The sequence below is a fragment of the Pseudomonas sp. GLN_2 genome, assembly GCF_043106005.1.
Classification (GTDB): Bacteria; Pseudomonadota; Gammaproteobacteria; order Pseudomonadales; family Pseudomonadaceae; genus Aquipseudomonas; species Aquipseudomonas alloputida.
Map to the genome: position 1 here is coordinate 103,957 of NZ_JBICMC010000080.1, position 19,019 is coordinate 122,975.

Here is a 19,019-nt window from a genome sequence, read left to right on the forward strand (position 1 = left end):
GCGCCCCAGGGTTACCGGTCTTGAGTGAACTCGATCACGAATCGGGTCCACCCATCCTCGCATTCTGCCCTTATACGCCCGCCATGGGCCTGCACGATCGACCGGGTAATCGCCAGGCCCAACCCCGCATGCTCGCTACTGCCTTCCCGCCGAGCCGGGTCCACCCGGTAGAAACGGTCGAAAAGCCGCGGTAGTGCCGCCGGGTCGATAGCCAGCCCGGTATTGGCCACGTTGATCGTCGGCCCCGGCCCCAGGGTCACCTTGATCTGTCCTCCTGCCGGGGTAAAACGCATGGCGTTGTCCAGCAGGTTGGACAGCGCCCGGCGCAGCATATGCTGGTCGCCGTGCAGCACCGCTTCACCCTCGCGCAGCATCTGCACGTCGTTGTCTTCTGCCAGAGGCGCGTAGTACTCCAGCAGTGCATCCACCTCGTCATGCAGCGCCAAAGGCGCGTGCCCCGGTACCAGCAGGCCGTGGTCGGCCTTGGCCAGAAACAGCATGTCGTTGATCATCTGCGCCATCCATTGCAGTTCTTCCAGGTTGCCATGCAGCGCCTCTCGGTATTCTTCGAGGCTGCGTGGGCGGGTGAGGGTGACCTGGGTGTGGGTCAGCAGGTTGGACAGCGGCGTACGCAACTCGTGGGCGATATCGGCCGAGAACGCTGACAGGCGCTGGAAGGCATCGTCCAGGCGCTGCAGCATCGCGTTCATGCTGCTGGCCAGCTCGGCCAACTCTTCGGGCATCTGCGCCACCGGCAGACGGGTGGTGAGCGAACGCGCTGACACGCTGGCGGCCACCTGGCCCATCTGCCGCAAGGGGCGAAGGCCGCTGCGGGCGGCCCAGGCACCCAGTAGTGCGGTGGTTAGCGCCGACAGGCCGACCGTCAGCCAGATCAGCCGTTGCATGCCCTGCAGGAAGTGCTGGTGGTGGGTGATGTCGAGGTACAGGGTTAGTCGCGGCGACTGCATGGCGCCCTGTTTCAGGGGCACGGACAGGCTGCGATAGTCGATGCCTTGCGCATGCAGGGTGGCCAGCCCGGTGGCCAGCGCTGCTTGCGGCAGCCCGCTGCGGCTTTCGAACCAGGTGGCGCCATTGCTTGCGCTGATACGCAAGGCCAGGTCGGCCTGGTGACTCAGTTCATCGCGCAGCGCAGGCAAGCGGGCCTGGAGTTCATCAGATGTGCTGACGCCAGCCAGTTGCGTACGAAACAAGGACAGGCGCGAGTCCAGCAGTTGTTGGTCAAGTTCGACGAAATGCTGCTCGCTGGCCCGGCTGAACAGCAGCCCGGCGCCCAGCGAGACGGTGGCGGTGCAGGCGGCGAACAGCAGGGCCAGGCGGTTACCGAGGGAAACCCGGCGCATCACTCGGTGCGCTCTTCGAGTACGTAACCCATGCCGCGTACGGTGTGGATCAGCTTGTTGGGGTGCGGGTCGTCGATTTTCAGGCGCAGGCGGCGGATGGCCACTTCGATCACATTGGTGTCGCTGTCGAAGTTCATGTCCCACACCTGCGAGGCGATCAGCGATTTTGGCAGCACCTCACCCTGGCGGCGCAGCAGCAGCTCAAGGAGTGAGAACTCCTTGGCGGTCAGGTCGATGCGCTGCCCGGCGCGCTCGGCGCGGCGTCGGATCAGGTCCAGGCGCAGGTCGGCCAGGCTCAGGGTCGTGTCCTGGCTCGGGCTGGTGCCACGGCGCAGCAGGCTGCGTACCCGGGCCAGCAGTTCGGAAAAGGCGAACGGCTTGACCAGGTAGTCGTCGGCGCCCAGCTCCAGGCCATGCACGCGATCCTCGACGGCGTCGCGGGCGGTCAGGAACAGCACTGGCGTATCCAGGCCAGCCTGGCGCACGGCCTGAAGAATCTGCCAGCCGTCGCGGCCAGGCAGCATCACGTCGAGGATCAGCAGGTCGTGGTCGCCGGTCAGGGCGAGGAACTGGCCGGTCTCGCCATCGGTAGCCAACTCGGTGGCAAAGCCGGCCTCGCTCAGGCCTTGGCTCAGGTACTGGCCGGTGCGGGCCTGGTCTTCGACGATCAGCAGTTTCATGCACTGTCCATATTCTGAAAGATTGTGCGTAGCCTATGGCGTCGCTTTACCGCTAGCACAGGGGTAATGGGGTGGGTGAAATGATACGTGACGATGTGCCCGCTCGCCCAAGCTGACAAAGTTGTAATGTGCCTGTCAGGTAACTGCCAGTCGCCCCGGCTAATGTGGCTTCATCCTGCTGTGTATTCCCGGAGTCATCATGAAACACCTGTTCATTGCCGCCACCCTTGCCCTGGGCAGCCTGCCGGCTGTCGCTAGCCAGGCGCAGAGCTTCGCCTTTGGCGAGCCTGCCCCGGCGGCCAAGGCCACCCGCACGGTCAACGTGGTGCTCAAGGACATTGCCTTCGAGCCCAAAAGCCTGCAGGTAAAAGCCGGCGAGACGGTACGCTTCGTGCTGGTCAACGAGGGCAACCTGCCGCACGAATTCAACCTGGGCGACAAGGCCATGCATGCCGAACACCAGAAGGAAATGGTTGCCATGCAAGGCAAGGTGTTCACCGAGGCGATGAACCACGAAGGCATGGATCACGGCAAGATGATGAGCCACGGCCAAATGATGGACCACGGTGACGGCCATGGTCACGGGGGTGGCAACACTGTGATGGTCATGCCCGGCCAGCGCACCGAGCTGACCTGGACCTTCCGCCAATCGGCACCCATCGAGTTTGCCTGCAACGTGCCGGGTCATTACCAGGCAGGTATGGTCGGGACATTGACCATTGAGTGACTGGCCCTGCAAGGCGGGGTGCAAAACCGGTAGACTAGGGGCATTTTCGAACCTCTAGGTCAGTTTCCATGCATCCCGCTGCCGAACATTCCCCGCTGGGCAAGTCCAGCGAATACATCGCCACCTACTCCCCGGAGCAGTTGTTCCCGATCCCGCGTACTGCCAAGTGGGCCGAGCTGGGCGTCACTGCACAGACCTTACCCTGGCAGGGGGTGGATTTCTGGAACTGCTTCGAGCTGAGCTGGTTGCTGCCTTCGGGCAAGCCGGTGGTGGCGATCGGCGAGTTCGCCATCCCGGCGGATTCGCCAAACATCATCGAGTCCAAGTCATTCAAGCTGTACCTCAACTCGCTGAACCAGACGGTGTTCGCCTCGCTGGACGCGTTGCAGGCATGCCTTGAAAAAGACCTGTCCGCCGCTGCCGGCAAGCCGGTGGGGGTGAAGGTGCGCACTTTGGCCGAGGTTGAAGCCCAGGGTGTGGTGGCGTTGCCGGGGCAGTGCATCGATGCACTGGATGTGGCCATCAGCAACTACGAGCAGCCGCAGCCAGAGCTGTTGCGCTGTGACCCGGCGCGGGTGGTGGAAGAAACCTTGCACAGCCATCTGCTGAAGTCCAACTGCCCGGTCACCGGCCAGCCGGATTGGGGTAGCGTGGTGGTTGAGTACAAGGGCAGGGCGCTGGACCACGCCAGCCTGCTGACCTACCTGATCAGCTTCCGCCAGCATGCCGACTTCCATGAGCAGTGTGTGGAACGGATTTACCTGGACGTGAAGAATCTGCTGCAGCCGGAGCACCTGACGGTCTATGCGCGCTATGTGCGCCGCGGTGGGCTGGACATCAACCCGTATCGCAGCACCGGGGCGATCAGCCCGGATAACAAACGCCTGGTCCGGCAGTAATACAGGGGGCCGCTTTGCGGCCCCCGCTCTTTCAGATCCCCATGCTGTGCAGCGAGTTGGCAATGCTGCGCAGGGTGGCGGTGAGGTCGGGGTGGTCGGCCTCGAAGCGTTCGATCGCCAGGTTCACGCCGTCCACCAGGTTGTTGTCTGGCGTGGCTTCCTCAAGTTTCAGTTGCGCCTCGATCTGGCGCGCCTCTTCGTGCAGGGCGGCCAGCTCTTCTTCCGAAAGCGGTACGTTGCGGTCCAGTTGCTCGCGCAAGCTGTTCAGGCGCTCTTGCAATTCGCGGGCAGGCATTGGCTATTCTCCATCAATGGCTTGGCAAGCCATGGACCTCGGCGGCGTGGCAAAGGTTCTGGCCTGTCTTCAGGGTAATCTACCTGCTGGCGATTTGCATGATCCGCGTCAAGGCTGCTGTATCAGGGTTTTTCACCCTTGCGCCGGCGCTGGGCGATGTCCACCAGGCAGGTGTCCAGCGCTTCCAGATGGTCGATCACCGAGTGCACGCCCAGGCTGAATAGCGCCAGCGTCGCCTTGCTACGCGCCAGATCCTGCTCTTGCGGGCTCATGGCTTGCCATTGCGCAGAAGTGCGGTCGCATAACGGGCTGCAGGCGGCCAGGCCCACTGTCCACAAGCCGGCGTTAAGGCCAGACTGCAGCAGGCGCGGGTCGCCACTGACCAATACGCAGCCATCCAGGCGCTCGCTGTCCAGCGCCATCAGTGCCTGCCAGCAAGCGTTCGGCGCTGGCCAGCGCACGCCATTGACCGCATGCCCTGGCAGCCAGTCGGGCAGCACATGGGCCAGGCGCTCGCTTTGCGCGGTATTGAGGTCATCCAGCCAGATGCACGGCACTTGGCGCTGACGCAGGCTGGCAAGGGTGGCCAGGGCGCCGGGGGCGGGTGATGGCGCGCCATGGGTAGCCTGCACCAGGCAGCCGCGCAAGCCGAACAACACAGCAGTGAAGGCGGGCGCAGTGTCCATGGCAACTTCCCCCAAATGGTTCGAAGGCTATGCGTTGATTGTTACCGTCTTGTGACATCGGCCGCTGCGCAACAGTTGTTCACAAAATATTCAGCAAAAATGTGTAAGGCTGTTTATCAGCTCGCAAGTCTCTATACTGCCGCCTTAACAGCAGCGCGACCTGTTGCGCTTGCGGCCGAGAAATTCGATGGAGAAACATCTATGCGTAGGATCGGTGCCAGTGTGATCGAACGAGTCACCCAGGCCTGTGTCTGTGCCAGCATGCTGCTGGCGCCCGTGGCAGCCACCCAGGCCGCCACCGAGGAAGATCCCTGGGAAGCGGTCAACCGCCCGATCTTCCGCTTCAACGATACCCTCGACACCTATGCCCTCAAACCATTGGCCAAGGGCTACCAAGCGGTCACTCCACAGTTCCTCGAAGATGGCATCCACAACATCTTTCGCAACCTGGGGGACGTGACCAACCTGGCCAACAACGTGTTGCAGCTCAAGCCGCATGCGGCGGGCGTGGATACGGCACGGTTGATCGTCAACACCACCTTCGGCCTGGGTGGCTTCTTCGATGTGGGTACCAAGATGGGCCTGCAGCGCAACGACGAGGACTTTGGCCAGACCCTGGGCTACTGGGGCGTGCCGAGCGGGCCGTATGTGGTCATCCCGCTGCTGGGCCCAAGCACCGTGCGTGACGGTGTGGCCAAGTACCCGGACACCTATACCAAACCCTATCGCTACATCGACCACGTGCCTACGCGCAACTCGATCTTTGCGCTGGACGTGATCGACACCCGCGCCAGCCTGCTCTCGGCCGAAAAGCTGATTCAGGGTGACAAGTACATCTTCATTCGTAATGCCTACCTGCAAAACCGCGAGTTCAAGGTGAAGGATGGCGAGGTCGAAGACGACTTCTGATCTGTGAACCTGGGGCCGCAAAGCGGCCTCAGGATCAATGCATGGCCAGAATCCGCAGCCCGAACTTCTGCTGCCCGCCCGGCTGGTCGGCAATCCATACCACCTCGGTGCTGGCATGCAGCCCCTTCAGCGCCGGATGGTCGGAGTCGATCCGTACCTCGATCAGATCACCCACCAGAAAGCGCTGCGGCGCCTGCACCTGCATGCCGCCGCTGGACAGGTCCAGGCACACCGCCGCAATCACCTGGCCTTCGTGCAAAAGGCTGACCTCGGTGTCGATGCGCATGCGAATGAAGTCGCGTTTTTCGCTATGGCTGGAGGGCGTGTGGGGCATGCTGCATCCTTCCCGTCGGGTTGCGCTGGTCGACTTTCTTATAACTCCCGGTGATTTGCCCTGTAAAGAGCGGCGAGGTCGACCCCAGCATGCTTGAAACCCCTGCCGGATGGGAGTACCGTCTGCGCCTTACAAGGTACCTCTGACAGTTGCCGGGCAGGTGTTCTTGTCCTACAACTCAAGTAGAGTGTGACCATAAAGAATTCCCGTAGCTGGCCGTCTGCCTTGCCGACACCGCTGCACCAACCTAAATCGGCGCCGTTCGCCCACATGCAGAAAACCAGTGCAACGCTGCTGATCATCGATGACGACGACGTGGTCCGTGCCAGCCTCGCCGCCTACCTTGAAGACAGTGGTTTCAGCGTCCTCCAGGCCAGTAATGGCCAGCAGGGGCTTCAGGTCTTCGAAGAACACCAGCCCGACCTCGTGATCTGCGATCTGCGCATGCCGCAGATGGGCGGCCTCGAACTGATCCGTCAGGTCAGCGAGCGTGCGCCGCAGTTGCCGGTGATCGTGGTGTCCGGTGCCGGCGTCATGAGTGATGCGGTGGAAGCGTTGCGCCTGGGCGCCGCCGACTACCTCATCAAGCCGCTGGAAGACCTGGCCGTACTCGAGCATTCGGTGCGCCGCGCCCTCGACCGCTCGCGCCTTGTGCTGGAAAACCAGCGCTACCGCGACAAGCTCGAAGCCGCCAACCGTGAACTGGAGGCCAGCCTGCACCTGTTGCAGGAGGACCAGACCGCCGGTCGCCAGGTGCAGATGAACATGTTGCCGGAAAGCCCCTGGGTGGCCGGTGAGTTCGCCTTCGAGCACCAGATCATCCCGTCGTTGTACCTATCGGGTGATTTTGTCGATTATTTCCGCGTGGACGAGCGGCGCATTGCTTTCTACCTCGCCGATGTATCCGGGCATGGGGCGTCGTCGGCCTTTGTCACCGTGCTGTTGAAATTCATGACCACGCGCCTCATGTTCGAGCTCAAACGCAGCAGGATGCGTGAGTTCAAGCCGTCTGAAGTGCTCAGCCACATCAACCGCGGCCTGATCAACAGCAAGCTGGGCAAGCACGTCACCATGGTCGGCGGGGTGATCGACGAAGAGTCCGGCCTGCTGACCTACGCTGTCGGCGGCCATTTGCCGTTGCCGGTACTGTACACCCCCGAGCATTGCCGCTACCTGGAAGGCCGCGGCCTGCCGGTGGGGTTGTTCGATGAGGCCACCTACCAGGACCTGGTGGTGGAGCTGCCCCCGCAGTTCAGCCTCAGCCTGATGTCCGATGGCATTCTGGACCTTTTGCCGGGTGATACGCTCAAAGATAAAGAAGCCGCCTTGCCGGAGATCGTCAAGGCAGCAGGTGGCAGTCTGGATGGGCTGCGTCAACGATTTGGATTGGCTACGCTTGGGGAGATGCCGGATGATATCGCCCTATTGGTGTTGAGCAGGAACCTTCAATGAGTACCGGTAGAATTCAGTTCGCCGAGCAGAGCGGTACCTTCGTACTGAAATTCGTTGGTGAAGTGCGCCTGACCCTGTGTTCGGCGCTGGATGCGACGATCGAGAAGATTTTCACTGCGCTGAACTTCTCGGCGATTGTCATCGACCTGACTGAAACCGAGAGTATCGACAGCACCACGCTGGGCCTGCTGGCGAAGCTGTCGATCCTGTCGCGGCAGAAGGTGGGCCTGCTGCCGACGGTGGTGACTACCAATCCGGACATTTCACGGTTATTGCAGTCGATGGGCTTCGATCAGGTGTTCAACATCGTCGATCGGCCGATACCCTGCACCGATTGCCTGACCGACTTGCCGTCGCAGGACCAGAATGAAGAGGTGGTGCGCTCCAAGGTGCTGGAGGCGCACAAGATCCTCATGGGCCTGAATGACTCCAACCGCGAAGCCTTCCATGATCTGGTCAATGCGCTGGAGCGTAGTTGATCTATAGCCTGTGCCGGCCTCTTCGCGGGTAAACCCGCTCCTACGACGGCCTGCGCCCAAACACCAATGTGTGTCCACCCCCAATCAGGTGTAGGAGCGGGTTTACCCGCGAAGAGGCCGGCACAGGCTGTAAAAAATCTGAATCTCACTACGCCCGGTTTTTAAACTCTGTAGCCTCACCCCCGCCCGCATCCAGCTGATACACCCGCGCCGGCCGCCCCTGTTCATCAAAAAACACCTGTCCCAGCCCGGCACCATTCCACAGCCGTTCCCCGGCCTTGCTGTGGCTGGGCGTACGCGGCACCACCTCCATTTCTCGGCGCTTGGTAAACCAGTTGAGCGGCGAGCGCGGCGCATACAACCAGCGGTTGAGCCGGTCGAGCACATCCAGCAAGCGCCGGGGGAACTCGTTCTTGATTCCGCTGCTGGTCACCTGCCACAAATGCGGGCTGCGCTGGCGGTGGCGAATCAGCACCTCATACACGAATGAATAATGCACATCCCCCGACAGCACCACGTAGTGCCCCGGCGTGCGCGAGTGGCGGAAGATATTGAGGATGACCTGTGCTGCACCGCGGTGGGCCATCCAGTTCTCCGCATCCACCAGCAGCGGGTAGCCCAGCCAGCTGAACACCTTCTGCACCGTCTCGATCAGCTTCACCCCGAAAATCGGCGCAGGTGACACGATGACCGCCGAAGGATGATCGAGCAGTGCTTGCTGCAATTCACTCAGCGCTTCCCAGTCCAGCAGGCCGGACGGCTTGGCCAGGTTACTTTCGCTGCGCCAGCGCCGCGTACGGGTGTCCAGTACCAGCAGCGGTGGTTCTGTCGGCAGGCTGAACTGCCAACCCTGGAAGCGCAGCAGCTCGCCAATCAGTTCATCCTGGTTCTGGCGGGTCAGCACCTGGCACTGCTTGATCAGCGGATTGCAATCGTCCGGGTTGTTGCCCCAGGCCTGGCAGAGCAGGTAGCCGAGCAAGGCGTTGCCAATGATCCTTCGCGAGAATGGGTGGCCGTAGGCCGTTTCCTCCCACTGCGCCGAGAGGTTCCAGTCGTCAGTGATGTCGTGGTCGTCGAAAATCATCAGGCAGGGCAGGTGGGCCATCACCCGCGCCACCTGACCGAGATTGTCGGCAAACCCCTGGATCAGCGGAAGCTCTTGCCGGTATCGGGCTTGATGCTCGTCGCTGAGCCCGCTGGGGATGCCCAGGTCCACCAGTTGCCAGGGCACCGGCGACCATACCAACAGGTACATGGCCATGACTTCGGCGAAGGTCACCAGGTGGTTGTCGGCGTTGCTGGACGAGAAGATCGGCTTGCGCTTGCCGCCGAAAAAACGCTCGCGCAGGGTGTCGTTGCGTTCCAGCGCCGGCAGCAGGTCGGCGCGGTGGTAGTAGCTGGCCGGGTGCTGGTACAGCGCCTGGCTGTCGGCTACCACCGCACCCTCCAGTTGCTCGTCGAACAAGCCCAGGCGCGAGATCAGGCTATGGATGGCGCGCAGCATGGGGCCAGCGACATCGTCGGCGTAAACCTGGTCGCCCGTCATCAACAGCACGGCCGGGCGGTCTTCGGGCTTCTTGCACGCCTGCAGCAGCCGGTCGGCGCACAGCAGGCCGTCGGCAGCAGGGTGGTGCGGCTTGCGGCAGGAGCCGTGCAGCAACTGCTCGAGGCGCTCACGCAGCACCAGGTTTGGGCGCTGGGCGCCCGGGTAGAGCAAGTGCGGCGCCCAGTCGGCGATACCCTGGCCATTGATCAGCAGGTCATAGTCGAGCAGCTGGTTGCAGGGCAGGGGGCTGGCGAATTGGATGTCCAGCAGGTGAACGTAGGCATGCCGGCCAATCGGCACCACCTGGCAATCGACGTGGGCCTCGCTTGCCAGGCAGACGAACGCGGGCTGCAGCGGTTGGGTAGTGACCAGCCAGACGGCCAGACGCTGGGGTTCCAGGCGGCGCAGTATCGGGCCGGCGAGAACGAGGGGCAACGGGTTAGGGGAGGTCATCGACAGCTCGGGTGGCTATGGCGGCCTGTTCGCGGGCAAGCCCGCCCTTACATCGATTGGTGTAGGAGCGGGCTTGCCCGCGAACAGGCCCGAGAATTCAATACACAACTAAGGCGTGGCAAACAAAACGGGCGGAAAATACTGAACACTTCCCGCCCGTCAGGCAAACCCGAACTGTATCAGGCCTTTTCAGCCATCAACTTCTCCAGCTTTTCCTGGTCCCGCGCAAACTGGCGGATACCTTCGGCCAGCTTCTCGGTGCCCATGGCGTCTTCGTTCATCGCCCAGCGGAACTGGCTTTCGTTCAGGTGCTGCTTGGCTTCACCGGCGTTGCCCGGTTTCAGCACCTGCGGCAACTCACCCTGGTCATCACTCAGTTGCTGCAGCAGCTCGGGGCTGATGGTGAGGCGGTCACAGCCGGCCAGTTGTTCGATCTGGCCGATATTGCGGAAGCTGGCGCCCATGACCACAGTGTTGTAACCATTGGCCTTGTAGTAGTTGTAGATGCGCGTAACTGACTGCACGCCTGGGTCCTCGGCGCCCACGTATTCCTGGCCGGTGCTCTTCTTGTACCAGTCGTAGATACGGCCCACGAACGGCGAAATCAAAAACACCCCGGCATCGGCGCAAGCCTGGGCCTGGGCGAAGGAGAACAGCAGGGTAAGGTTGGTCTGAATGCCTTCCTTCTCCAGCTTTTCGGCGGCGCGAATGCCTTCCCAGGTGGAGGCCAGCTTGATCAGCACACGCTCTTTTGCCACTCCGGCCGCCTCGTACAGGGCGATCAGCTGACGGGCCTTGTTCAGCAGGGCTGGCTCATCGAACGACAGGCGTGCATCCACCTCGGTGGAGATACGCCCTGGGATGACCTTGAGAATGCCTGAGCCTACCGCCACCGCAAACTTGTCGCAGGCCAGGTCGACATCACCCTTGGCGTCGGCCTTCACCTGTTTCAGCAGGTCGGCGTAGCCCGGGATGGCAGCAGCCTTGAGCAGCAGCGACGGGTTGGTGGTGGCATCGACCGGCTTCAGGCGGGTGATGGCGTCCAGGTCCCCGGTGTCGGCGACCACGGTGGTGAACTGCTTGAGTTGTTCCAGCTTGGAGGTCATGGGCGTGCTCTGTCCTGTGCATTTACTCGACATTACCCGAGCCCCGGCAGCCGCTCAAGGGCCGCCGAAACCCTGCGGACCCGCTGGCCCGCACGGGGCTGTACGAAAGGTGAAGATTCGAGTCGCAAGCAAGCCCGAGGTTCCCTCCCTCTGAGGTCACCGCCCCTGCAACAACTCCACGGCCTGGTCAAACACCGCCAAGGGTTCAGCCGCCTTGTGAATGTCTGCCGACAGCAACTGGCGGAAGCGCCGCGCCCCTTTGAATCCTTGGGCCAGCCCCAGAATATGCCGGGTAACGTGGTGCATCGCACCGCCACTTTCCATATGCGCCACGATGTAAGGCCGCAGTTGCGCCAATGCCTCGCTACGGCTGACCACCGGCGCATCGCTGCCAAACAGCTGCTGGTCCACCTCGGCCAGCAGATAAGGGTTGTGATACGCCTCGCGCCCCAGCATCACGCCATCGAAGGTTTCAAGGTGTGCCTGGCATTCGTCCAGAGTCTTGATCCCGCCGTTGAGCACGATCTCCAGGTCCGGGAAGTCCCTCTTCAACTGCGCTGCGATGTCATAGCGCAGCGGCGGGATCTCGCGGTTCTCTTTCGGCGACAGCCCTTCCAGAATCGCGATGCGTGCATGCACGGTAAAACTCCGGCAGCCGGCCTCACGCACCTGGCCGACGAAGTCGCTCAGTTCGGCGTAGCTGTCACGGCCGTTGATACCAATGCGGTGCTTCACCGTGACAGGCGTCGATACGGCATCACGCATGGCCTTCACGCAGTCGGCCACCAGCGCCGGGTGAGCCATCAGGCACGCGCCGATCATGTTGTTCTGCACCCGGTCGCTCGGGCAGCCAACGTTGAGGTTGACCTCATCGTAGCCCGCTTCTTCAGCCAGGCGCGCACACGCGGCCAGGTCGGCCGGCACACTGCCACCCAGTTGCAGGGCCAGCGGGTGCTCAGAAGCATCGTGGCGCAGGAAACGGTGGGCGTCGTTGTGCAGCAGGGCACCGGTGGTGACCATTTCGGTGTAGAGCAGGGTTTGCCGGGAGAGCAGGCGCAGGAAGAACCGGCAATGTCTGTCGGTCCAGTCCATCATGGGGGCAACGCTGAAGCGGCGTGACGGCTCAGGGCGCGTGGTTTGTGGCTTTGAAGCTGATTCTAGGGGCATTCTGGTCTACGCATTTATGCACCATTTTCCGGGGGCGTGTTGGGTTTGACAGTGGTGCGGGCTACCGCCGCCAAACACACTCGTACCACCGGAAATCATGGCAACGATCAGAGCAAGGAAAAAGGCCGATGGAATGGTTAGCTATACCGTCCAGATCCGCCTCAAGAAAAAGGGTGTCCTAGTCTACCAAAGGTCCCAGACATTCGCCCGCCAGCAGGCTGCTCAAGCCAGGGCGAAAGATGATTGGCGTGGACGATCTGCATTTTCACGACATGCGCCACGCAGGCGTGAGCTGGTTGTTCGATAAGGAGTGAGATATCCCGCGTGCATGGAGTGTTTCCGGTCATCGTGACGGGCCACTCGCTGCGGCGTTACACCCCTCTAAGGAGCGTGAAGCGAACCTAGCATAGAAGCTACACTGCACGACCCAGTCACCCACGACAGCCTGCTCCAATCCATCGCAGGCATATGAAAAGGAAGTCAAGCAAATGGATGTACCTTGCACCTCTCTGGACGAAGTCCGTCAACGGATCGATGAAATCGACCGCAGCCTCGTTTCGCTTCTCGCCAAACGTGGAAGGCTCGTGATGCAAGCAGCGGGCTTCAAGAAAACCACCGATGATGTGCGTGCGCCTGCTCGGGTCGAGCAAGTGATCAGGAAGGTTCGTGAGATGGCTGACGAAACCGGTGCTTCGGCCGAGGTGGTGGAACAGGTCTATCGGGCGATGATTTCGGCCTTCATCGCTGAGGAACTGAACACCCATGCGAAGCTGGCTGACGAGGCTTCAGCATCGTGATGAAACGCGGGGCTCATACGCAGCCCCGCCGCTTTCTCCTGCTTGCTATCTCTGGCTCAACGCCGCAATCGAGACGCCAGACGCAACGAAGGTGAGGCCTGCGCCCACGTTCAGCCCATTCACCAGCCGTGGCCGCCGGTACAGGTAGCGAGACAGTCCCGTGGCGAAAATGCCCATCAAGGCAAACCTTAATGCCGTGAGTACAGCGAACCACACGCCGTAAACCAACATCTGCACGCTGACCGACCCGCGTGCGGGGTCGACGAACTGGGGAATGAACGCCAGCACGAACAAACCTGGCTTGGGGTTGAGCGCAGCCGAAAGCAGACCGGTCAGAAAAATGCTGGATAGCGATTGCCTGGACGCCGGCTGAAAGCTTATCAGGCTACGAGCGCGCAGCACCTTGATCCCTAGCCAGAGCAGATAGCCGGCAGAGCTTGATCACCCAAAATGCGAGCACCCAGGTTTGCATCAGTAGGGTAAGGCCTAACGAGGCGGCTGCAACGTGAAACAGAATGCCTGCGCCGGACGCCACGCCGGACACGGCCGCTGCGACGTTACCCTGGCAGTCTGTCGGAATGCGAGAACTTTGGTGGCTGTATCAGGTCCAACCTGCACTTTAGCCACCCACTCGCGCCTCCGGAGCCGAACAAAAAATGAAAAAACCTTTGGTTGCTGTCTTTGCTTGTGCATTGGCACTCGGGATGACGGCATTCTTGCCTGCCGATGTCTCTCCTATCAGTTCCGCCTATGCCAAGGGCGGTGGTGGTGGTGGTGGTGGTGGTGGCGGCGGCGGTGGTGGTCATGGCGGTGGCGGCGGACATGGCGGCGGACATGGCGGTGGAAACGGCGCCGGACATGGCGGTGGCATGGGAGGGCATAGTGGAAGCGGGAAGGGCCTTGGAAGTGATCACGCTGGAAAGGCGACCCGCGATCATGGGGTAAGCGGCAATCATTACGGAAGCTCGCGCAACAGCGACAACGGTCACGGCACCACCACCTCGGGTGTCGCTCACTCCAAGGACACTCGCGGTTTGGCCAAGTCCACGGCCATCTCTGGAACGACGCCAGGCGATCATAATTCGAAAGGCCTCAGCAACGCTGTCGGGTCTTCTTCAAAAAATGATCGATGATTTGAGCGCATCCATGCCGTACCGGCTTTAGCGTGCACGAAAGCCCAGCGTAGGCCGGGCTAAATGAACGGGTCACCCCCACACCCTGCGAGGGCTAAGCTTTCGCAGGGTGTTTTGTTTTGGAGGCCATCATCACGAGCGGGCCAGTGTGGGTCGGGATCGATCTCGGTAGACACAGTTTCCACCGGCATGGCCAAGACACGTTGGGCCAGGCGGTGTTTCGCAAGAAGGTAGACGGCACGATCAGCCACATAGCCCTGATTCGCATCCCAAGTGCAGGAGCGCTTAGCTGGCGTAGCAAGTTTCTGATTGGCCAGGCCTGCGTTTTGCTGCTGCGCTCTGTGTCGTAGCGGCCATGCTTCAGGTCGTATCTGGATGCGGCCTGAATCTTACCGGTCAGTATAGTCAGCTCCGTCCCTTTGCCGGAGTGCCTTGAATTGGACAATACCCGTGAGCGTTTGATTGATGCCGCGCTGAAGCTGTTTCTGTCGCAAGGTGTATACGTGACGGGGGTAACGGCCATTGCCGCGATGGCGGGTGTTACCAAAATGACGCTCTACAGCCATTTCCCCTCCAAGGATGCGCTGATAGTGGCGTGCCTTGAAGAGCGTGACCGACGCTGGCGTGAAGAGGTAGCGTGCACCTTGGCCAGGCATCCTGAGCCGGTCAGTGGCATGCTCGCTTTTTTCGATCTGTATGAGCGCTTTCTTTTAAAAGATAGCGAGCGCGGGTGCCTGTTCGTCAACAGTGCGGCTGAATTCCCCCAGTTTAGCCACCCCGTGCATTTGGCAGTGAGCCGGCATAAGCAAGGGATACGCGAAAACCTTGCTGCCTTGGCCATGAGCGCCGGGATAAGCGACCCTGACGCAGTTGCCCAGGGGCTGTTTATCTTGCTGGAGGGCAGTTTTGTCAGCGGCGCGATGGGCCAGGACATGCGGGTATTCGACACTGCCCGGCAAATAGCTCATTGCTGGATCCAGAGGCAGGAGCAGGGCGTATGATCCTGGGCTTGTTAGCGGCCATTGCCGCCACCTTTTCCTGGTCACTGCTCTACATCTTTCCGGGGCTGGTCGGTGACTACAGCCTTTTTGACCTGGCGGTGGTGAGCTATGCCTTTGCCGGGTTAGGTAGCCTGCTGGTGCTGTTCGTTTACCGTAGCGCAGTGCGGCAATTGCGACTGATTGACTGGGCCTGTGCCGCACTGCTGGGCTTCTTGGGATACATTGGCTACTTCTTCCTGATCACCACTGCGGTCTTGGCAGCCGGGCCGGTGATCCCTCCGGTGATGATGGGGTCAGTACCGATCGTGCTTGCGATTGCCGGCAACCTGCGCAGTGCCAGCGTGCCCTGGCGCGCCATTGCCGGGCCACTGCTGGTGGCGGGTCTGGGCATCAGCCTGGTCAATCTGAGCGTGTTTGATGCTAGCCGTGCGGCGGCAGTGCTCCCAACCGCATCGTTACTGCTTGGGCTGCTTGCATCGTTGCTGGCAATCGCATTCTGGACCGGTTTTGGTCTATTGAATGAAAGTGCTTTGGCTCGACGCCCAAGCATGTCTCCCATGTTGTGGTCAGCCATGTTGATCTTCATGTGCAGCGTCGAAATGCTGGCGTTCATCCCGGTTGGGCTGTACTTGAAACTGTCTCATTTCGCTAGCCATCCGAGCGGATTGGCAGGTACTCAGGCGCTGATCGTCTGTGGGCTGACTCAGGGGTTAGGGGCCACCCTTGCAGGTGCCTGGGCATGGTCAATCGCAACGCGGCGTCTACCGCTGGCGCTGAGCGGGCAATTGATCGCCAGCGGATCCATTTATGCAACTACGATGGGCCTGCTCATCAACCAACGCTGGCCGTCTCCTATGGAAGCGCTTGGAACAGGCTTGTTGTTCGTAGGGGTGGTGTGGGCTATTCACGCCTTTTACCGCAAGCAAACACGCCTCCAGACGCATGGCGAGGCATCCAGGGTACGTATCTGATCCCCGGCTCGGTTGCCCGGCCATGCGTCTGGGCCGGCCAAGTTGGCTACGCCTGCTGTCCATGGCTCAGCCTATTTCAGCGGCACGTAGATGTCTGTCTGCCATTGCTCCAGTGGCGTTTCCGGATACACGCTCAGGTAATGAAAGAACAACGGATGATCACGCAGTTCTTCGTTGCTCAATGGCAGCCAGTCACGGTAGAGCGGGTAGATGGTTTCGCCAATGTAGTCAGGCGAGCCGGTATGTCGAATCACGGCACAGCGCCCTGCCGGTATAACCCGTTCATGCACGCCGAAATCGTTGGTCTGTACTGTCTCGTCTATCTCGCCGCACACGGCAAAGCGAAAAGCGAGGGCCGGGGTGGTGTCGGGGTTGTCGTAGGGGATACCGAAGGTACGGCTGCTGGCCACAGGCGACTGGCCGCTGTGCATGCGCCATTGGCGAAAACGCGCGACGCTTTCGCTGACCAGGCCGGGCGGCCCTTGGTGTTCGAGCGCGGCCACGTGGGTTTCGGCGAAATGCACGATACGGATCTGCATGGTGATACTCCTGGATCGGTGAGGAACATTGAATACCGCACTCCAGGCCTGCCAGTTCGGCGCCTTGGCGAAAGCGCTCGGCGCCATGCCGAAGGCGCGCTTGAATGCTCTGGCAAAGGCTTCGGGGCTTTCGAAACCGGCGCCGAATGCGGCCTCCAGTATGGGCGTCGCGGGCGAGGCGACCAGTTGATGCGCTGCGCGTCGAAGCCAATGCTAGCGCTTACCGCACCTTCCAGAGATTCCGTTCGTTGACCCCAGTGCTATCGAAATCCAGTCGGCAAACTCACCTTGGGCGCGTGACCAGAACAAGGTCGAGCCGCACTCCGTGCAGAACTCGCGCGTAACCGTCGGTGATGAAGAAAAGGCCTTGATGCTGGAAGCGCCGCGCAGTATGCGCAGCCTGCTGCGCGGAATGCTGCCGTACGAAGCGAATGCGGCGCCGTGACTTTTGCGGCACTGGCTGCAGTGGCAGTGGCTCACTGCCTTGGGTGGGGTGAGTAGCAGGTAAGAGACTGCTGCGCACAAGCAGCTTCCTTGGTATGCCTCTGTCATTGGCGCTTCCGTGCAGGTGGGAAAGCGCCAGCGTAAACGCCTTGGCCCGATCAGTCGACCGGCCTGCGGGCCAACGGGCAATCAAACGCTACGTGTTAAGCCGCCATCGACCTTGATGTTCTGCCCGGTGATGTAGGCAGCGCCTTCGCTGGCGAGAAACGCGATGGTGGCGGCGATTTCCTCGCAGGTGCCATAGCGTTTGAGCGGCACGCTGTCGCGGCGCTGTTCGGTGGCCGGCAGGCTGTCGATCCAGCCGGGGAGGACGTTGTTGATCCTCACGTTGTCCCCGGCGAATTGGTCGGCGAAGATTTTGGTGAATGCGGCCAGGCCCGAGCGGAACACTGCAGACGTCGGGAACAGCTCGCTCGGCTCGAACGCCCAGGCGGTGGAAATGTTGATGATCACGCCCCCTTTCTGGCGCTGCATGTAGGGCGTCACCAGGCGAGTCGGGCGAATGACATTGAGCAGATAGGTGTCCATGCCCTTGTGCCAGTCCTCGTCGCTGATTTCCAGAATTGGCGCGCGCGGACCATGGCCGGCGCTATTGACCAGCACATCGATGCGCCCCCACTTTTCCACCACGGCATCAACCAGGCGTTTCAGGTCGTCAATCGACTGGTTGCTACCTGTTACGCCAATACCACCAAGCTCGGCAGCCAGTGCTTCGCCCTTGCCCGAGGAGGACAGGACGCCAACCTTGAACCCGTCAGCGGCCAGGCGCCGTGCCGCTGCCGCGCCCATACCACTGCCACCTGCTGTGATGATCGCAACTTTTTCTACTGACATGCTGCCTCCGGAACGTTAATGGCTGAATGCTTAGGTGCACTAAAATTAGCAGCAGTCGTGGCCGCGAGGGAGACAGCTAAACTTCACCAAGGCAGTAGATTAACTATTGCCTGCTTGTTGCTTGAGCCAGCGCTGGACAATGCCTAGCGACTCCGGCTGCTGCAACTTTCGCGGCCACACCAGATAGAACGACTTATCGAGCCTGAGTTGCTGAGCGAAGACCTGGGTCAGCCTGCCCGCGACGAGGTCATCACTGACGAACGCCAGGCTTGCCAACGCAATACCCTGACCACTGATGGCCGCATCGATGGCCAATGAAGTCTGGTTGAACCGCAGGTTTCTGGCAGTCGCTTGCCCGTGTTGCGGGAACAGTTGTGCAAGGAACCGAGGCCAGAAATCATGGGCATCGTGGAGCAGGGTGAACGCTTGAAGCTGCTCGAAGCTGGTGGGGACTTTGCTGGCTTCGAACAACGTTGGGCTGGCCACGGCGACGATACGCTGTTCCATCAACAGTTCGCTGTTCAAACCCGCGCCGATGTCGGGCTTGCCATAGCGGACTGCGAGATCCACGCCGTCGGTATTGAAGTGGGACAGCCGATCTGTGGCCAGTACACGTAAATCGATGTCCGGATGGCTGTGCGCAAAGCGGCCCAGCCGGGGAATGAGCCATTTGGAGGCAAAGGTCGGTGTCACGCTGACCGTCAGATGAGACGCTTGTGGCCGCAGCAGGCGGGTTGCCTCATCGATCATCGCCAAGGCGTTGCGAATGCTGCCGCTGTAGCCCAGCCCTGCATCGGTCAGTGCCAGGCCCCGGGGCAGGCGCTCGAACAAACGTAGGTTCAGGCTCGCTTCCAGCCCGCGTATCTGTTGTGCAACTGCCGCCTGGGTCACCCCCAGCTCGTTGGCGGCCAGGCGGAAGTTCAGGTGGCGGGCAACCACTTCGAACACACGTAGCGCATTGAGCGAGGGCAAATCAGGGAAACCGTTTGGCATGGCGATGGACAGGTTCGGGCTGGAGGATTCAGCCACGAGGCTACTCGCCGAGCGCCTGTAAAGAAACCCGCGCCACCGCAGCCAATCCGCCTCGCTGCGCAGCAAGCCCTCTGTTGGCGGCTGCACATTTCCATCGTTTGGCTTGACGCGTGA

The 19,019-nt window shown here is 61.3% G+C and carries 19 protein-coding genes and 4 pseudogenes; 10 read left to right on the forward strand and 13 right to left on the reverse strand.

Going from position 1 to position 19,019, the window contains the following annotated elements:
* Window positions 1-11: 11 nt before the first annotated feature.
* Both cinS and cinR read right to left on the reverse strand, forming a co-directional pair.
* Window positions 12-1,364, reverse strand: a complete 1,353-nt coding sequence (gene cinS, locus ACF8Q6_RS19210) for a two-component system sensor histidine kinase CinS (RefSeq protein ID WP_392493786.1) — start codon at window positions 1,362-1,364, stop codon at window positions 12-14.
* Window positions 1,361-2,041: a two-component system response regulator CinR gene (gene cinR / locus ACF8Q6_RS19215; RefSeq protein ID WP_014753919.1), complete on the reverse strand. Its 681-nt coding sequence runs from the start codon at window positions 2,039-2,041 to the stop codon at window positions 1,361-1,363. Before cinR ends, cinS begins: the two co-directional genes overlap by 4 nt.
* A 199-nt stretch (window positions 2,042-2,240) precedes the next feature.
* Here cinR and ACF8Q6_RS19220 point away from each other — a divergent pair, with 199 nt between their 5' ends.
* On the forward strand, window positions 2,241-2,768 hold the full coding sequence (locus ACF8Q6_RS19220; protein ID WP_392493785.1) for a plastocyanin/azurin family copper-binding protein: 528 nt from the start codon (window positions 2,241-2,243) through the stop codon (window positions 2,766-2,768).
* A 68-nt stretch (window positions 2,769-2,836) separates the two neighbouring features.
* Window positions 2,837-3,667, forward strand: a complete 831-nt coding sequence (gene queF, locus ACF8Q6_RS19225; protein WP_392493784.1) for an NADPH-dependent 7-cyano-7-deazaguanine reductase QueF — start codon at window positions 2,837-2,839, stop codon at window positions 3,665-3,667.
* A 31-nt stretch (window positions 3,668-3,698) separates the two neighbouring features.
* Here the strand turns inward: queF and ACF8Q6_RS19230 are convergent, their stop codons facing one another.
* Both ACF8Q6_RS19230 and ACF8Q6_RS19235 read right to left on the reverse strand, forming a co-directional pair.
* Window positions 3,699-3,962 (reverse strand): DUF4404 family protein, encoded by a 264-nt coding sequence (locus tag ACF8Q6_RS19230; protein WP_003248815.1) that lies wholly within the window; start codon window positions 3,960-3,962, stop codon window positions 3,699-3,701.
* Window positions 3,963-4,084: 122 nt separating this feature from the next.
* Window positions 4,085-4,648, reverse strand: a complete 564-nt coding sequence (locus ACF8Q6_RS19235; RefSeq protein ID WP_012053149.1) for a hypothetical protein — start codon at window positions 4,646-4,648, stop codon at window positions 4,085-4,087.
* 201 nt (window positions 4,649-4,849) lie between these two features.
* Here ACF8Q6_RS19235 and ACF8Q6_RS19240 point away from each other — a divergent pair, with 201 nt between their 5' ends.
* On the forward strand, window positions 4,850-5,557 hold the full coding sequence (locus tag ACF8Q6_RS19240) for a VacJ family lipoprotein (RefSeq protein ID WP_176684866.1): 708 nt from the start codon (window positions 4,850-4,852) through the stop codon (window positions 5,555-5,557).
* A 34-nt stretch (window positions 5,558-5,591) separates the two neighbouring features.
* On the opposite strand, the gene ACF8Q6_RS19245 is transcribed toward ACF8Q6_RS19240, so the two are convergent.
* Entirely contained in the window at window positions 5,592-5,891 is a 300-nt protein-coding gene (locus tag ACF8Q6_RS19245) for a PilZ domain-containing protein (protein WP_003248821.1), read from the reverse strand.
* Window positions 5,892-6,161: 270 nt separating this feature from the next.
* On the opposite strand from ACF8Q6_RS19245, the gene rssB reads away from it, so the two are divergent.
* Both rssB and rssC read left to right on the forward strand, forming a co-directional pair.
* The gene (gene rssB / locus ACF8Q6_RS19250; protein ID WP_003248822.1) at window positions 6,162-7,343 is read left to right on the forward strand and encodes a two-component system response regulator RssB; all 1,182 of its coding nucleotides are present in this window, start codon (window positions 6,162-6,164) and stop codon (window positions 7,341-7,343) included.
* Complete coding sequence (rssC, locus tag ACF8Q6_RS19255; RefSeq protein WP_161774733.1) at window positions 7,340-7,822, forward strand: anti-sigma factor antagonist RssC; 483 nt, start codon at window positions 7,340-7,342, stop codon at window positions 7,820-7,822. The genes rssB and rssC overlap by 4 nt, the downstream gene beginning before the upstream one ends.
* A 148-nt stretch (window positions 7,823-7,970) precedes the next feature.
* Here rssC and ACF8Q6_RS19260 read toward each other — a convergent pair whose 3' ends face one another.
* The 3 genes from ACF8Q6_RS19260 to dusA all read right to left on the reverse strand — a co-directional run bounded on the left by ACF8Q6_RS19260 (window position 7,971) and on the right by dusA (window position 12,094).
* Complete coding sequence (locus ACF8Q6_RS19260; RefSeq protein ID WP_392493760.1) at window positions 7,971-9,821, reverse strand: alkaline phosphatase D family protein; 1,851 nt, start codon at window positions 9,819-9,821, stop codon at window positions 7,971-7,973.
* 179 nt (window positions 9,822-10,000) lie between these two features.
* The gene (tal, locus tag ACF8Q6_RS19265) at window positions 10,001-10,927 is read right to left on the reverse strand and encodes a transaldolase (protein WP_012053145.1); all 927 of its coding nucleotides are present in this window, start codon (window positions 10,925-10,927) and stop codon (window positions 10,001-10,003) included.
* Window positions 10,928-11,083: 156 nt separating this feature from the next.
* On the reverse strand, window positions 11,084-12,094 hold the full coding sequence (dusA, locus tag ACF8Q6_RS19270; RefSeq protein ID WP_003248827.1) for a tRNA dihydrouridine(20/20a) synthase DusA: 1,011 nt from the start codon (window positions 12,092-12,094) through the stop codon (window positions 11,084-11,086).
* Window positions 12,095-12,345: 251 nt separating this feature from the next.
* On the opposite strand from dusA, the pseudogene ACF8Q6_RS19275 reads away from it, so the two are divergent.
* A pseudogene (locus ACF8Q6_RS19275) lies at window positions 12,346-12,499 on the forward strand (site-specific integrase); the annotation flags it as partial.
* 83 nt (window positions 12,500-12,582) lie between these two features.
* Complete coding sequence (locus ACF8Q6_RS19280) at window positions 12,583-12,891, forward strand: chorismate mutase (protein ID WP_392492009.1); 309 nt, start codon at window positions 12,583-12,585, stop codon at window positions 12,889-12,891.
* Between the two features lie 45 nt (window positions 12,892-12,936).
* Here ACF8Q6_RS19280 and ACF8Q6_RS19285 read toward each other — a convergent pair.
* Window positions 12,937-13,456, reverse strand: a pseudogene (locus ACF8Q6_RS19285) (LysE family translocator); the annotation flags it as partial.
* Window positions 13,457-13,547: 91 nt separating this feature from the next.
* Here ACF8Q6_RS19285 and ACF8Q6_RS19290 point away from each other — a divergent pair.
* The 3 genes from ACF8Q6_RS19290 (at window position 13,548) to ACF8Q6_RS19300 (ending at window position 15,996) form a co-directional block, all read left to right on the forward strand.
* Entirely contained in the window at window positions 13,548-14,024 is a 477-nt protein-coding gene (locus ACF8Q6_RS19290; RefSeq protein WP_392499298.1) for a hypothetical protein, read from the forward strand.
* A 437-nt stretch (window positions 14,025-14,461) separates the two neighbouring features.
* The gene (locus tag ACF8Q6_RS19295) at window positions 14,462-15,025 is read left to right on the forward strand and encodes a TetR/AcrR family transcriptional regulator (protein WP_392492786.1); all 564 of its coding nucleotides are present in this window, start codon (window positions 14,462-14,464) and stop codon (window positions 15,023-15,025) included.
* The gene (locus ACF8Q6_RS19300) at window positions 15,022-15,996 is read left to right on the forward strand and encodes an EamA/RhaT family transporter (protein ID WP_392492787.1); all 975 of its coding nucleotides are present in this window, start codon (window positions 15,022-15,024) and stop codon (window positions 15,994-15,996) included. Before ACF8Q6_RS19295 ends, ACF8Q6_RS19300 begins: the two co-directional genes overlap by 4 nt.
* 71 nt (window positions 15,997-16,067) lie before the next feature.
* Here ACF8Q6_RS19300 and ACF8Q6_RS19305 read toward each other — a convergent pair.
* The 4 genes and pseudogenes from ACF8Q6_RS19305 to ACF8Q6_RS19320 form a co-directional block, all read right to left on the reverse strand.
* A pseudogene (locus tag ACF8Q6_RS19305) lies at window positions 16,068-16,742 on the reverse strand (GyrI-like domain-containing protein); the annotation flags it as partial.
* A 42-nt stretch (window positions 16,743-16,784) separates the two neighbouring features.
* Window positions 16,785-17,087 (reverse strand): annotated as a pseudogene (locus tag ACF8Q6_RS19310) (GFA family protein); the annotation flags it as partial.
* Between the two features lie 81 nt (window positions 17,088-17,168).
* Window positions 17,169-17,873 (reverse strand): SDR family oxidoreductase, encoded by a 705-nt coding sequence (locus ACF8Q6_RS19315; RefSeq protein WP_392492789.1) that lies wholly within the window; start codon window positions 17,871-17,873, stop codon window positions 17,169-17,171.
* Between the two features lie 99 nt (window positions 17,874-17,972).
* Window positions 17,973-18,866 carry a LysR substrate-binding domain-containing protein gene (locus ACF8Q6_RS19320; protein ID WP_392492792.1) on the reverse strand — a complete coding sequence of 298 codons (894 nt, stop codon included), beginning with the start codon at window positions 18,864-18,866 and terminating at the stop codon, window positions 17,973-17,975.
* Window positions 18,867-19,019 lie beyond the last annotated feature (153 nt).

Coding starts and splice junctions, on each gene's coding strand:
- rssB (WP_003248822.1), top strand. CDS start 6,162: ATGCAGAAAACCAGTGCAACGCTGCTGATCATCGATGACGACGACGTG.
- ACF8Q6_RS19245 (WP_003248821.1), bottom strand. CDS start 5,891: ATGCCCCACACGCCCTCCAGCCATAGCGAAAAACGCGACTTCATTCGC.
- ACF8Q6_RS19320 (WP_392492792.1), bottom strand. CDS start 18,866: ATGCCAAACGGTTTCCCTGATTTGCCCTCGCTCAATGCGCTACGTGTG.
- dusA (WP_003248827.1), bottom strand. CDS start 12,094: ATGCCCCTAGAATCAGCTTCAAAGCCACAAACCACGCGCCCTGAGCCG.
- rssC (WP_161774733.1), top strand. CDS start 7,340: ATGAGTACCGGTAGAATTCAGTTCGCCGAGCAGAGCGGTACCTTCGTA.
- ACF8Q6_RS19300 (WP_392492787.1), top strand. CDS start 15,022: ATGATCCTGGGCTTGTTAGCGGCCATTGCCGCCACCTTTTCCTGGTCA.
- ACF8Q6_RS19220 (WP_392493785.1), top strand. CDS start 2,241: ATGAAACACCTGTTCATTGCCGCCACCCTTGCCCTGGGCAGCCTGCCG.
- tal (WP_012053145.1), bottom strand. CDS start 10,927: ATGACCTCCAAGCTGGAACAACTCAAGCAGTTCACCACCGTGGTCGCC.
- ACF8Q6_RS19240 (WP_176684866.1), top strand. CDS start 4,850: ATGCGTAGGATCGGTGCCAGTGTGATCGAACGAGTCACCCAGGCCTGT.
- ACF8Q6_RS19290 (WP_392499298.1), top strand. CDS start 13,548: ATGAAAAAACCTTTGGTTGCTGTCTTTGCTTGTGCATTGGCACTCGGG.
- ACF8Q6_RS19260 (WP_392493760.1), bottom strand. CDS start 9,821: ATGACCTCCCCTAACCCGTTGCCCCTCGTTCTCGCCGGCCCGATACTG.
- ACF8Q6_RS19230 (WP_003248815.1), bottom strand. CDS start 3,962: ATGCCTGCCCGCGAATTGCAAGAGCGCCTGAACAGCTTGCGCGAGCAA.
- cinR (WP_014753919.1), bottom strand. CDS start 2,041: ATGAAACTGCTGATCGTCGAAGACCAGGCCCGCACCGGCCAGTACCTG.
- ACF8Q6_RS19235 (WP_012053149.1), bottom strand. CDS start 4,648: ATGGACACTGCGCCCGCCTTCACTGCTGTGTTGTTCGGCTTGCGCGGC.
- ACF8Q6_RS19280 (WP_392492009.1), top strand. CDS start 12,583: ATGGATGTACCTTGCACCTCTCTGGACGAAGTCCGTCAACGGATCGAT.
- ACF8Q6_RS19315 (WP_392492789.1), bottom strand. CDS start 17,873: ATGTCAGTAGAAAAAGTTGCGATCATCACAGCAGGTGGCAGTGGTATG.
- queF (WP_392493784.1), top strand. CDS start 2,837: ATGCATCCCGCTGCCGAACATTCCCCGCTGGGCAAGTCCAGCGAATAC.